The organism is Pseudoalteromonas sp. OF7H-1, from assembly GCF_022347825.1.
Taxonomy (GTDB): Bacteria; Pseudomonadota; Gammaproteobacteria; order Enterobacterales; family Alteromonadaceae; genus Pseudoalteromonas; species Pseudoalteromonas maricaloris.
In genome coordinates this window covers 1-12,805 of record NZ_JAKRFX010000031.1, presented here as the reverse complement: position 1 = coordinate 12,805, position 12,805 = coordinate 1, and the positions used below count along the sequence as shown (strand labels likewise).

At 44.5% G+C, this 12,805-nt stretch carries 15 protein-coding genes and 3 pseudogenes; 1 reads left to right on the top strand and 17 read right to left on the bottom strand.

Annotated features, from left to right (window positions below; all coding sequences use genetic code 11):
• Positions 1-210 precede the first annotated feature (210 nt).
• From rpsQ (MHN30_RS23510) to rpsJ, 14 genes and pseudogenes are all read right to left on the bottom strand, one after another.
• Positions 211-411, bottom strand: coding sequence for a 30S ribosomal protein S17 (gene rpsQ, locus MHN30_RS23510; protein ID WP_343224362.1), 201 nt, complete (start codon positions 409-411; stop codon positions 211-213).
• 86 nt (positions 412-497) lie between these two features.
• Positions 498-704, bottom strand: a pseudogene (locus MHN30_RS23505) (30S ribosomal protein S17); the annotation flags it as partial.
• 80 nt (positions 705-784) lie between these two features.
• Positions 785-988 (bottom strand): annotated as a pseudogene (locus MHN30_RS23500) (30S ribosomal protein S17); the annotation flags it as partial.
• An 83-nt stretch (positions 989-1,071) separates the two neighbouring features.
• Positions 1,072-1,329: a 30S ribosomal protein S17 gene (gene rpsQ, locus MHN30_RS23495; protein WP_010376371.1), complete on the bottom strand. Its 258-nt coding sequence runs from the start codon at positions 1,327-1,329 to the stop codon at positions 1,072-1,074.
• Positions 1,329-1,520 carry a 50S ribosomal protein L29 gene (rpmC, locus tag MHN30_RS23490; RefSeq protein WP_010376372.1) on the bottom strand — a complete coding sequence of 64 codons (192 nt, stop codon included), beginning with the start codon at positions 1,518-1,520 and terminating at the stop codon, positions 1,329-1,331. The genes rpsQ (MHN30_RS23495) and rpmC overlap by 1 nt, the downstream gene beginning before the upstream one ends.
• Entirely contained in the window at positions 1,520-1,933 is a 414-nt protein-coding gene (rplP, locus tag MHN30_RS23485) for a 50S ribosomal protein L16 (RefSeq protein ID WP_010376373.1), read from the bottom strand. The genes rpmC and rplP overlap by 1 nt, the downstream gene beginning before the upstream one ends.
• A gap of 13 nt (positions 1,934-1,946) precedes the next feature.
• Entirely contained in the window at positions 1,947-2,648 is a 702-nt protein-coding gene (gene rpsC / locus MHN30_RS23480; RefSeq protein WP_010376374.1) for a 30S ribosomal protein S3, read from the bottom strand.
• Positions 2,649-2,660: 12 nt separating this feature from the next.
• Complete coding sequence (gene rplV, locus MHN30_RS23475) at positions 2,661-2,993, bottom strand: 50S ribosomal protein L22 (protein ID WP_010376375.1); 333 nt, start codon at positions 2,991-2,993, stop codon at positions 2,661-2,663.
• A 12-nt stretch (positions 2,994-3,005) separates the two neighbouring features.
• Positions 3,006-3,284: a 30S ribosomal protein S19 gene (gene rpsS / locus MHN30_RS23470; RefSeq protein WP_010376377.1), complete on the bottom strand. Its 279-nt coding sequence runs from the start codon at positions 3,282-3,284 to the stop codon at positions 3,006-3,008.
• A gap of 16 nt (positions 3,285-3,300) precedes the next feature.
• On the bottom strand, positions 3,301-4,125 hold the full coding sequence (rplB, locus tag MHN30_RS23465) for a 50S ribosomal protein L2 (RefSeq protein ID WP_010607737.1): 825 nt from the start codon (positions 4,123-4,125) through the stop codon (positions 3,301-3,303).
• Between the two features lie 17 nt (positions 4,126-4,142).
• Positions 4,143-4,445: a 50S ribosomal protein L23 gene (gene rplW / locus MHN30_RS23460; protein WP_010376382.1), complete on the bottom strand. Its 303-nt coding sequence runs from the start codon at positions 4,443-4,445 to the stop codon at positions 4,143-4,145.
• Positions 4,442-5,044, bottom strand: coding sequence for a 50S ribosomal protein L4 (gene rplD, locus MHN30_RS23455; protein ID WP_010376385.1), 603 nt, complete (start codon positions 5,042-5,044; stop codon positions 4,442-4,444). The genes rplW and rplD overlap by 4 nt, the downstream gene beginning before the upstream one ends.
• A gap of 17 nt (positions 5,045-5,061) precedes the next feature.
• Positions 5,062-5,697, bottom strand: a complete 636-nt coding sequence (rplC, locus tag MHN30_RS23450) for a 50S ribosomal protein L3 (protein WP_010376387.1) — start codon at positions 5,695-5,697, stop codon at positions 5,062-5,064.
• A gap of 27 nt (positions 5,698-5,724) precedes the next feature.
• Positions 5,725-6,036 (bottom strand): 30S ribosomal protein S10, encoded by a 312-nt coding sequence (rpsJ, locus tag MHN30_RS23445; protein WP_010376390.1) that lies wholly within the window; start codon positions 6,034-6,036, stop codon positions 5,725-5,727.
• 471 nt (positions 6,037-6,507) lie between these two features.
• Here rpsJ and plsB point away from each other — a divergent pair, with 471 nt between their 5' ends.
• Positions 6,508-8,934, top strand: coding sequence for a glycerol-3-phosphate 1-O-acyltransferase PlsB (plsB, locus tag MHN30_RS23440; protein WP_239361287.1), 2,427 nt, complete (start codon positions 6,508-6,510; stop codon positions 8,932-8,934).
• Between the two features lie 49 nt (positions 8,935-8,983).
• Here the strand turns inward: plsB and MHN30_RS23435 are convergent, their stop codons facing one another.
• The 3 genes and pseudogenes from MHN30_RS23435 to tuf all read right to left on the bottom strand — a co-directional run.
• Positions 8,984-11,068, bottom strand: coding sequence for a TRAP transporter fused permease subunit (locus MHN30_RS23435; RefSeq protein ID WP_239361286.1), 2,085 nt, complete (start codon positions 11,066-11,068; stop codon positions 8,984-8,986).
• Between the two features lie 36 nt (positions 11,069-11,104).
• Positions 11,105-12,121: a TAXI family TRAP transporter solute-binding subunit gene (locus MHN30_RS23430; protein WP_239361285.1), complete on the bottom strand. Its 1,017-nt coding sequence runs from the start codon at positions 12,119-12,121 to the stop codon at positions 11,105-11,107.
• 475 nt (positions 12,122-12,596) lie between these two features.
• Positions 12,597-12,805, bottom strand: a pseudogene (tuf, locus tag MHN30_RS23425) (elongation factor Tu); the annotation flags it as partial.

The window sequence follows — 12,805 nt, the reverse complement described above, 5'->3', positions numbered from 1 at the left end:
TAGTCACGACGTCACCTGTGAGTAGCTGTGTTGTTTTCATCGTGTGCGTGCAACTTAGTTATACACTTGATGCTTTCTTTCTATAAAGAGTACCGTAGATCGGGTGTTTAACCTGACGCTCGATAGCGGCTTATAAGAGCTATCCAGAAACGCAAAAGCCCCAGCAGATGCCGGGGCTTTATAAAAGTCTAATTTAGTTAAAAACTAAAATTAAGCTTTCTTAGGACGTTCAATCACGTCAACTAGCGTCCAAGATTTTTTCTTAGAGATTGGCGCACATTCGCGAATAGTCACGACGTCACCTGTGAGTAGCTGTGTTGTTTTCATCGTGTGCGTGCAACTTAGTTGTACGCTTGATGCTTTCTTTCTATAAAGAGTACCGTAGATCGGGTGGTTAACCTGACGCTCGATAGCTATTTATAAAAATTATCCAGAAACGCAAAAGCCCCAGCTAATGCCGGGGCTTTATAAAAGTCTAATTTAGTTAAAAACTAAAATTAAGCTTTCTTAGGACGTTCAATCACGTCAACTAGCGTCCAAGATTTTTTCTTAGAGATTGGCGCACATTCGCGAATAGTCACGACGTCACCTGTGAGTAGCTGTGTTGTTTTCATCGTGTGCGTGCAACTTAGTTATACACTTGATGCTTTCTTTCTATAAAGAGTACCGTAGATCGGGTGTTTAACCTGACGCTCGATAGCTATTTATAAAAATTATCCAGAAACGCAAAAGCCCCAGCAGATGCCGGGGCTTTATAAAAGTCTAATTTAGTTAAAAACTAAAATTAAGCTTTCTTAGGACGTTCAATCACGTCAACTAGCGTCCAAGGTTTTTTCTTAGAGATTGGCGCACATTCGCGAATAGTCACGACGTCACCTGTGAGTAGCTGTGTTGTTTTCATCGTGTGCGTGCAACTTAGTTATACACTTGATGCTTTCTTTCTATAAAGAGTACCGTAGATCGGGTGTTTAACCTGACGCTCGATAGCGGCTTATAAGAGCTATCCAGAAACGCAAAAGCCCCAGCAGATGCCGGGGCTTTATAAAAGTCTAATTTAGTTAAAAACTAAAATTAAGCTTTCTTAGGACGTTCAATCACGTCAACTAGCGTCCAAGATTTTTTCTTAGAGATTGGCGCACATTCGCGAATAGTCACGACGTCACCTGCTAGTGCTGTGTTGTTTTCATCGTGTGCGTGCAACTTAGTTGTACGCTTGATGAACTTACCGTAGATCGGGTGTTTAACCTGACGCTCGATAGCAACAACGATTGACTTGTCCATTTTGTCGCTAACTACACGACCTTGTACAGTACGGATCTTATCGCTCATTATGCACCTGCCTTCTGGTTGATAACCGTTTTCACACGCGCAATATTGCGACGTACTTTCTTAAGCTCGTGAGTTTGAGCTAGCTGACCAGTGCTCGCTTGCATGCGCAGGTTGAACTGCTCACGAAGAAGCTCTAGAAGTTCAGCATTTAGCTCTTCTACGCTTTTGTCTTTAAGTTCGCTAGCTTTCATTACATTACCGTCCGAGTTACAAATGTTGTTTTGAAAGGTAATTTACGAGCAGCTAGGTCGAATGCTTCGCGAGCAAGCTCTTCTGAAACACCTTCCATCTCGTAAAGTACTTTACCAGGCTGAATTTCAGCAACCCAGTATTCAACAGAACCTTTACCTTTACCCATACGAACTTCAAGCGGTTTCTCTGTAATTGGCTTATCTGGGAATACACGGATCCAGATTTTACCTTGACGCTTGACGTGACGTGTCATAGCACGACGAGCTGCTTCGATTTGACGAGCAGTCATACGGCCACGGCCAGTCGCTTTCAAGCCGAAAGAACCGAAGCTAACTTTGTTACCGCTGGTAGCCAGACCACGGTTGCGGCCTTTGTGTACCTTACGGAATTTTGTACGTTTTGGCTGTAACATTAGTCGCTACCTCTTACTTAGCACTTTTTTTAGCTTTCTTCGGCGCACGTTTAGCTGGCTTCTCTTGCTCTTGAACTAGTGGAAGACCACCAATTACTTCGCCTTTGAAGATCCAAACCTTAACACCGATGATACCGTAAGTGGTCAAAGCTTCTGAAGTTGCGTAGTCGATATCAGCACGTAGAGTGTGTAGAGGTACACGACCTTCACGGTACCACTCAGAACGTGCGATTTCAGCACCGCCTAGACGGCCGCTTACTTCAACTTTGATACCCTTAGCACCTAGGCGCATTGCGTTTTGTACTGCGCGCTTCATAGCACGACGGAACATAACACGACGCTCTAGCTGAGAAGAGATACCGTCAGCAACTAACTGTGCATCTAGCTCTGGCTTACGTACTTCTGCGATGTTGATTTGCGCAGGTACACCAGCAAGCTTAGTTACAGCTTGGCGAAGCTTTTCAACATCTTCACCTTTTTTACCGATAACAACACCAGGACGAGCTGTGTGAATTGTTACACGGATTGATTTAGCTGGACGCTCGATAACGATCTTAGCTACAGAAGCACTTTTCAATTCCTTAGTAAGGTATTGACGTACTTTGTGATCGCCAAAAAGCTGTTCAGAGAAATCTTTTGTATTCGCGTACCAAGTAGATACCCAAGGCTTTGAGATACCTAGGCGAATACCAGTAGGATGAACTTTTTGTCCCATTACTTATATCTCCTAGCTATCCGATACCACAACAGTGATGTGGCTTGTACGCTTAAGGATGCGGTCTGCGCGTCCTTTAGCACGTGGCATAATACGTTTCATTGTAGGACCTTCGTCTACAAATACTTTAGCCACTTTAAGCTCATCAATGTCAGCACCTTCGTTGTGCTCCGCGTTCGCGATAGCAGACTCAAGTACTTTCTTAACTAATACAGCCGCTTTCTTCGGGCTGTACGCCAGGATTTCTAGCGCGCGATCAACCGGAAGTCCACGGATCTGATCTGCCACTAGACGTGCTTTCTGCGCCGAACCAGAGGCGAATTTGTGTTTAGCTAATGCTTCCATCATACCCTCCGATTAACGCTTCTTAGCTTTCTTATCCGCAGCGTGACCGCGGTAAGTACGTGTAGGTGCAAATTCACCCAGTTTGTGACCGATCATTTCGTCTGTGATGAACACAGGAACGTGCTGACGACCATTATGGACAGCGATGGTCAATCCGATCATGTTAGGTATGATCATTGAACGACGGCTCCAAGTTTTAATTGGCTTCTTGTCACCGCTTTCCAACGCTTTCTCTACCTTCTTCAGCAAGTGTAGGTCAATAAATGGACCTTTCTTGAGAGAACGTGGCATGGCAATTCCTCAACTATTATTTAGTACGACGACGTACGATAAACTTATCAGTACGCTTGTTCTTACGAGTCTTGTAACCTTTAGTAGGTACGCCCCATGGAGATACAGGGTGACGACCACCAGAAGTACGACCTTCACCACCACCGTGTGGGTGGTCAATCGGGTTCATGGCAACACCACGAACTGTAGGACGGATACCACGCCAACGATTTGCACCAGCTTTACCTAGTGAACGTAGCATGTGTTCTGCGTTACCTACTTCGCCAAGAGTCGCACGACAATCAGACTCAACCTTACGAACTTCGCCAGAGCGAAGACGTAGTGTTACGTATTGACCTTCACGAGCAAGGATCTGTACGTAAGCACCAGCAGAACGTGCAATTTGTGCACCTTTGCCAGGTTTAAGTTCAACGTTGTGTACAGTAGAACCTACAGGGATATTACGCATAGGTAGTGTGTTACCAACCTTGATTGGTGCATCAACACCAGATTGGATTGCATCACCTGCTTTAAGACCCTTAGGTGCAATAATGTAACGACGCTCACCGTCTGCATATAATACAAGAGCGATGTTTGCGCTACGGTTTGGATCGTACTCTAGACGCTCAACTTTAGCTGGAATGCCATCTTTTGTGCGTGTAAAGTCGATTACACGGTAGTGTTGCTTATGACCACCACCGATGTGACGAACCGTGATACGACCGTTGTTGTTACGACCACCTGATTTAGAGTTTTTCTCTAATAGCGGAGCGTAAGGCTTACCCTTGTGTAGATCAGGGTTAACCACTTTAACGACGTGACGACGACCCGCAGAAGTTGGTTTACACTTTTGAAGTGCCATAATTCTAACTCCCCTTATTACTCGGCGCCGCCGACAAAGTCTAGCTCGCTACCTTCTTTAAGAGTAACGTATGCTTTTTTCCAATCGCTACGACGGCCAAAACGCATACCAGTACGCTTTGTCTTACCCTTAACATTTAGAGTGCGAACACCAGTTACTTCTACTTCGAAAAGCTTTTCTACAGCTGCTTTAACTTCAGCTTTAGTTGCATCTTTAGCTACTTTGAAAACGATAGTGTTGTTTTCTTCAGCAGATACAGTGCTCTTCTCAGAGATGTGTGGAGCAAGGATTACTTTTAAAAGACGTTCTTCACGGATCATGCTAGCGCCTCCTCAAGTTGCTTAACAGCAGCAGCAGTAATCAGAACCTTATCGAAAGCGATTAGGCTTACTGGGTCGATGCCAGCTACGTCACGCGTGTCAACCTTGTACAGGTTACGTGCAGAAAGGAATAGATTCTCATCTACTTCTTCAGTCACGATTAGTACGTCTTTAAGCTCAAGTTCTTTAAGCTTAGCTACTAGTTCTTTAGTCTTTGGTGCTTCTAGACCAAAGTTTTCAACAACTACTAGACGATCTTGACGAACAAGCTCAGAAAGAATGCTCTTGATCGCACCGCGATACATTTTACGGTTAACTTTTTGGCTGTGATCTTGCGGCTTAGCTGCAAAGCTCACACCACCGCTGCGCCAGATTGGGCTGCGGATTGTACCAGCACGTGCACGGCCAGTACCTTTTTGGCGGAATGGTTTCTTACCACCACCGCGTACTTCAGAACGTGTCAATTGAGCACGAGTACCTTGGCGAGCACCTGCTGCATAAGCAACAACTACTTGGTGTACCAATGCTTCGTTAAACTCACGTCCAAAAGTAGCTTCGGAAACTTCAAGCGCGCCAGCGCCTTTAATTGCTAATTCCATCACTAAATCTCCAGGACTTATGCTTTAACAGCTGGTTTAACGATAACGTCACCGCCGATAGCGCCAGGTACTGCACCTTTAACTAAAAGCAAGTTACGCTCTGCGTCAACACGTACTAGTTCAAGGTTCTGTGTCGTTGAACGAACATTACCCATTTGACCGGCCATTTTCTTACCTTTGAAAACTTTACCAGGAGACTGGTTTTGACCGATTGAACCAGGAGCACGGTGAGATAGAGAGTTACCGTGAGTTGCGTCTTGCATGCTGAAGTTCCAGCGCTTAACACCACCTTGGAAACCTTTACCTTTTGAAGTACCAGTAACGTCTACTTTTTTCACTTCAGTGAAAAGTTCAACAGTTAGCTCTGAACCTACTTCAAATTCACCTTCACCGCCGTTAAGACGGAATTCCCACAGGCCGCGACCCGCTTCAACGCCAGCTTTAGCGAAGTGACCCGCTGCTGGTTTGTTTACACGGCTTGCTTTTTTCTCGCCTGCAGTAACTTGAAGCGCGTTATAACCGTCAGTTGCGTCAGATTTGATCTGCGTAACACGGTTAGGAGTCGCTTCGATAACTGTCACAGGGATAGATACACCATCTTCAGTGAAGATACGTGTCATACCCACTTTACGACCGACTAGACCTAATGCCATTTTCCTAAAACCTCTCTAATCTTCCGATTAACCCAGGCTGATTTGAACATCAACACCAGCAGCAAGGTCTAGGCGCATTAGAGCGTCTACAGTCTTGTCAGTTGGTTCTACGATGTCGATCAGACGTTTGTGGGTGCGGATTTCATACTGATCACGCGCGTCTTTGTTTACGTGCGGAGAGATCAATACTGTGAAACGTTCTTTGCGCGTAGGGAGTGGGATTGGACCACGAACCTGTGCACCAGTGCGCTTCGCTGTTTCCACGATTTCCGCCGTTGATTGGTCAATCAAACGGTGGTCAAAAGCTTTTAGGCGAATACGAATGCGTTGATTTGACATTCTTAAACCTCAAAATAAAAAGAGCATTTAAAAAGAGCATAAAAAAACGACCGAGACTAACTCAATTATTCCTGAGAAGTCGGTTGTTAATTTATTTCTACCGTTGAACTCACAATTGGAGTTCCTGTTCATAGGGCCTGAAATCCAGACCTTTCATTTACTTTCCTAGACGCTGTGGTCAAGAAAGTCTGCATATTATAGTGATATTGGTGATAAATGCAACAACTAATACAAAGTAATTTTATCCCTAGGATCCGTAGGCGCTGTCACGCAGATAAAGCGCTTTGAACATACACCATCTTTCACCCACACAAAGCACATAGAACAAAATTCACTCTACTCAAGCGTTCGCTTCTGTTAGTCTTCCATTGTGAAATATTGCGACAAGAAAACATGGATGACGCCTTTGTAAATGGTCAGTCCAGTTAAATCTTGGTATTCTATGGCTAATGATAATTGTTCGGTATTCCCATGCAGATTTTTTCTTATTTGCTTACAACCATCGCTCGCTGTAGCAACTGGCTTTTTGTTAAAAGTAAAGTATTGCCAGAGCATCCCATCGAGGATTACGAGCTAGATCCCAGCATTCCCACATTTTATGTAGCGAGACTCGACTCGGTATCAGACATGGTCGCGCTAGACGTTATGTGTAAAAAGCTTGGTTTACCAAGACCGTCTCAAAAAGCGCGAATTGGCAACAAAGAGCTCAATCGCTTTGTTGGGATCCAGACTCCGCCAAGTGTCTTTGGTAATAGTCATAAACCAAGTGATGCGCTTGAACATAGCAAAGCGATTTTTGAAGCGCTAAAAGATGATAACAATACCGATGCGCAAGTTATTCCGGTCACCATATTGTGGGGTCGTAATCCAGGTAAAGAAAAGCCAGGTGTGGGAACCTTATTATCCAACTCATTAACACCGAGCTGGCTACGCAAATGCTTTGTGATCTTGTTTTCAGGCCGGGATAACTTTGTTCGATTTTCTCGCCCGATTGAACTTAATCAATTGTTAAACGATAAAGCAGACGTTGAGGAGCTGCCACATAAGCTGCTGCGTGTTGCACGCGTGCATTTCCGTCGTCAAAAATTGGCTGCTACCGGCCCCAAACTGCCATCACGTGAGCAGCTATTTAATTCTATCTTAGCGTCGCAAAGCATTAAAAAGGCCATTACTGACGAAGCAAAGGCAAAAGGTCTAAGTCAGGAAGAAGCGAGATTACAAGCACTGAGGTTATTAGACGAAATAGCCGCAAACTATTCAGACGCCATGGTGCGCGTAGCTGACCGGGCCCTCACTTGGCTGTGGAACAAGCTTTATAATGGTATTGAAGTTAATAACTCAGACAAAGTACAAGCACTCGCAGACAAAGGACACGAGATCATTTACGTGCCATGTCATCGTAGCCATATGGATTACTTGCTGCTCACTTATGTGATTTACCATCAGGGTTTAGTACCACCGCATATCGCAGCTGGCGTTAATCTCAACTTTTTCCCTGCGGGCCCGATTTTCCGTCGTAGTGGCGCCTTCTTTATTCGCCGTTCTTTTTCGGGTAACAAACTCTATTCCGCGGTATTCAAGGAATATTTAAGTCAGTTATTTATCAAAGGGTATTCCGTTAAGTTTTATACCGAAGGCGGCCGCAGTCGTACCGGTCGTCTACTACCACCAAAAACGGGTATGTTGGCAATGACACTGCAATCTATGCTTCGCGGCATTGATAGACCTATATCATTAGTGCCCGTTTATCTCGGCTACGAACATGTTATGGAGATCAACACCTACCTCAAAGAGCTAGCTGGCAACAGTAAGAAAAATGAGTCTATCTTTGGTATTTTTAAGGCGATTAAGAACCTTAAAAACTATGGTAGAGGGTATTTAAATTTTGGCGATCCTATATCAGTCAACCAATTTTTAAATGAGCATCAACCAGATTGGCGTGATTCTATCCACCCCACCGAAACTCAAAAGCCAGCTTGGCTGAACAAGCAAGTTGCTGATCTCGCTGATGTCATCATGACTGAGATCAATAACTCAGCAGCACTGAACTCAGTGAATTTACTTGCGACAATTTTGCTGAGTAATGAGCAGTTTGCACTGCCTAAATCACAACTGCTACAACAGCTTGATTTATATCTTGGACTACACAGAAATGCACCTTATCACGACAATGCGACGGTGCCAGATTCGAGCTCTGAGGGCTTACTCGATCATGCACTTAAGCTTGATAAGTTCGATATTATTGAAGACAGTTTTGGCAGCATCATTAGTGTTAAGGAAAAAGAACGCGCTCTGCTTAATTATTACCGTAACAATATTCTGCACCTGTTTGCCGTACCAAGCTTAATCGCTCAGCAGCTCTTCAATCGCTACAGCTTGACTGTTGATGAGTGTCGCAATGAGGTAGCGCTGTTGTATCCCTTGTTTGCAAAAGAGTGGTTCTTAACAGACCTTAAGACAGGATATATAGAGTCTATTTTTGAATACTTTGCGGCTAAGGGTCTAATCACCTTTGATGGTCACCTAGCCTCAGTTAACAAAGATGGTAGCGCATTGGCACAATTAGAAATGCTAGGTAAAGTGATCCACTTAACGCTTGAACGCTATGCAATCACGATTAACCTCGTTAAGCGTCATCAAGGATTAAGTCGTAGCGAGCTTGAAAAAGAAAGTGCACTTCTTGCCGACCGACTAGGAACTTTGCATGGTATCAAAAGTCCAGAGTTTTTTGACAAAAAAGTGCTCAGTGCATTTGTCACTAGTCTAAAAGAGCAAGGCTTTATAGAACAAGATGAAGCCGCTGGCATTCGCGGCACAGAATCACTACATACTTTAGAGCAGTACTTAAAAGCTCTGCTACCTGCTCGAATACATCAGTCTATTCAGCATATCGTCTAATATCATAAGGCCCCAATTTAGGGGCCTACTTTATGGTGCATAGCGAAGCTTAAGTTAGGCGATTATCTATTACTTGCTTTATAACAACAGCAATAACACATAGCACCGCCGCTATATCTACAGAGATTATTTGGTGTGGCCAAACTAAAGCGATACCTAAAAGTGCTAACACCATCCTGATAGGTTTATTGAGCTTCGCCTCGGCATAACCGTATATCGCTGCTACCAAAGCGTACATTCCCACAAGCGCAGTGAAAAAAACCTGCATGATCTCGAAATTACTTCCCCCGATAAACGGCGTATAAGCAAACAGTAAGGGAACGATGTATAGCGCTTTGGCCGTTTTCCATGCTTCTATTCCTGTTGCCATCGGCGGTGTTTTGGCAATTCCCGCGGCGGTAAAAGCGACCAAGCATACCGGCGGTGTTACATTACTATCTTGCGATAACCAAAAAATAATCATATGGGCAGAAAGTAGCATCATGGCTAAATGCGTTGCATCAAATTGGCTACTGCGAATAATATCAATAGCCTCTGGCGGCAAGCTTGCCAAAATAGTAAACACTTGAGCCGCTGTAATATTTGGCTGGTTGTATATCTCTCCTAGCGCTGGCGCCATCATACTCATCATCATCGTCGCAGTGTCATTGAGTTGACCATTTACTATAATCTCTACCAGTGCTGACTGGCTGATCAAGCCATACAAAGCCGGTGCAGAAAGCGTTGCCAACACAATATACGATGCCGTCACGGGCAGTCCCATACCGATAATTAACGAGGCCAATGCAATCAATACCAACAACAGTATCAAGCTTGCTCCCGCCCATTCATTTATCATTAGAGAAAATGTAACCCCTAAGGAGCTGATCGAAATACAATTCACCAACATGCCAATGGCCACCAATAATATTGCTGTCTTAGCGCTGTTTTCAGTTGCATTTGCAAGCGCAGCCAAAACCTTTGACCACTTCATCGGCGAATGTGAAAACAAAGAAAATAGACACACACTGAGCGTCGCAATACTGACTGCATAAGTTGGCGTAAAACCATAAATCATCAATGTTACGAGCAACGCGATAGGTAATAAATGATGCCAACCGGACTTCAGCTCTTGCCAAGCACTCAATTGCTCTGGCGCTAATGCTGGCTGGATATTCAAACGCTTAGCTTGAATACGTACAAAGATGGCGATAGATGCGAAATAAAGCAGAGCGGGAACAAAGGCCGCCGCAATTATCGTAAGATAAGGAATTTGAGTATAGGAGGCCATTACAAATACACCGGCCCCCATAATCGGCGGGATCAGCTGACCTCCCGTCGATGCTCCGGCTTCAACTGCTGCCGCAAACTTTGCAGGAAAGCCTGCTTTCTTCATTAATGGAATGGTGATCACCCCAGTCGCCGCTGTATTCGCGATAGCAGAGCCTGATACTGAGCCCATCATACCCGAGCTCACGACAGCAACAAGTCCTTGTCCGCCAACCATACGACCAACAAGCGCATTGGCAAAGCGAATGATAAAATCCCCTGTTCCTGCTTGGACTAGAAATGCGCCAAACAGGATAAACATAAAAACAAACGTCCAAGAAATTTTAGCAATAGGTCCAAACAAGCCGTCATCAAAGTAATTGCGAAACAAAATAGTTTCTGCGCTTAAACCCGCAAAATGAAACACGCCATCGATATACTGTCCCAAAAACAGTACATAACTCATCGCCAGTAGGATCATCATCGGGATAAACCAGCCCATACAGCGCCGGACCAACTCAAGCGCGAGGAGTACAGCGGTGGAAGATGCTATCCAGTCAGCCGTAGCAAATTCATAATTACGCGCAGCCAACGCATCACTGTACAGAACAAGATAGCCACAGCTCACGGTTAAACCGATAAACAGCCCGATATCAATAACGCTAGAAAGCACTGCTAATTTGCCAACTCTAAGTGGCAAGGTGAGCAAGATAATGCTACCAAATAGCATGAAATGAATGGCTGAAATATAGTTATCCGGCCAAGTGGCGACCAAGTTAAAATAGAGGTGCAACAGACTCGTGAGTATCGCTAAATAAAAAGCGATCCGCTCACGAGCTGCTGTTGGTGCTGCTAATGTACTTTGCTCATTGCTACTATTACTCATTGATAGATACTATCCCGTTTTACTTAGTTGGCGGCGTTACTGCAGATGAGCAGGTACAGCAATACCTATTTCTTTATAATACCTCAGCGCACCTGGATGTAGCTTAGCAGGCAGTCCCATGAGTGCCTTTTCTATCGCCATGGCTTTAGTCGCTTTATGGATGGTTTGAAGAAAGACTAAATTTTCATAAATTGCCTTGGTGAGCAGATATACATCTTCCTCACTCATGTCTTTATGTGCAGCAAGAAAGTTTGGCTGCGCAATCGTTTTGATTGCGTTAGTTTGGCCGGGATAAGTGTTAGCTGGGATCTCGAAGCGTGACCATAACTTTACCTCAGCGTTGACTTTATTTAGCTGCTCATCAGTGAAATCCAGCACCGTAATACCATTGGCATCGGCTGCATAAGCACTTGTAATAGCGCTGACAGGTACGCCTGCTGGAATATTCATTCCCGCAATCTGACCATTTTGTAGGGCGCTAGAAGAGCCCGCGTAACCTTTATGCACCAAAGTGAATTTGTCACTATCAACGCCCAGTGCAGCCATGATGTGCTTCCCAGAACCTTCCGTTCCAGAGTTACGCTTACCAATACCAAACCCTTGTGAATATAGGTTTTTCAAATCTGAGACGTTGCCCGTTTTGGCATACTTCTTAGCAATGACAAAGTGCTCTACGTTTTGCCACAGCATAGTCACAGAACGCAGATAATCTTGTTTGCCAACAGGTGCCATTGCCCCCGTCCCCTGCGTCGCCCACGCACCATAAAGCCCCTGTAGAATAGCCAGCTCAGCTTCTTTATTACGCATGAGTTTGAGGTTATCACCAGAACCGGCAGAGGTAATGGCAGACACGCTCATACCGTGCTGCGGCGTGACTTTTAGCTTAGTTAGTGTCGCAATTGCGACGCCTACTGGGTAAAAAGTGCCACCAGATGAGGCTGTCGCCAAAATATAGGATCTGTCCTTATCTACATTGGCAAAGCTTGCAAAAGTACATAGTGACATTGTGATACTGAGCACAGCAGAAATTGTTCGAGCCGAAAGACCTAACATCTTTACACTCCCTAATTTTAGGTTTTATATGGGCTTATTGTGCACACCTTTACGCAATTAACCAAATTTTTACGTGACTGGTAGCAGGATATCAGCATATAGAATAGGGAGATTAAATGGTGAGAATATGGATTTTAAGCTGTCGAAAGCAAATATAAGAACATTATCGGATTGTTCGTTATAACCATCACAATGACAAAAGTGAGGCTTTTATAGGAGAATGAGCCTTTTCCTTTGTCGCGATATAAAATCGCTGCTACAAGGTATTAAAAATGTCTGTACGTCTTTATTGGAGAATGACCCTTTCACTGGTCGCGATATAAAATCGCTGCTACGACAAAGAGTTTATCGCGAGGTAAACTCGCTCCCACCACAAAAATTCTTTCTTTGAAATCGCGATATAAAATCACAGCGACAAGGCATTAAAAAAGGCCGCCAAAGCGACCTTTTTATGTGTGTTACGACAATCTAGAGATTACTCTTCGATTGTTGCTACAACACCAGCACCTACTGTACGGCCACCTTCACGGATAGCGAAACGTAGACCTTCGTCCATCGCGATTGGTACGATTAGCTCAACAGTCATCTTGATGTTGTCGCCAGGCATTACCATTTCTACGCCGTCTGGTAGCTGGATGTCACCAGTTACGTCTGTTGTACGGAAGTAGAACTGTGGACGGTAAC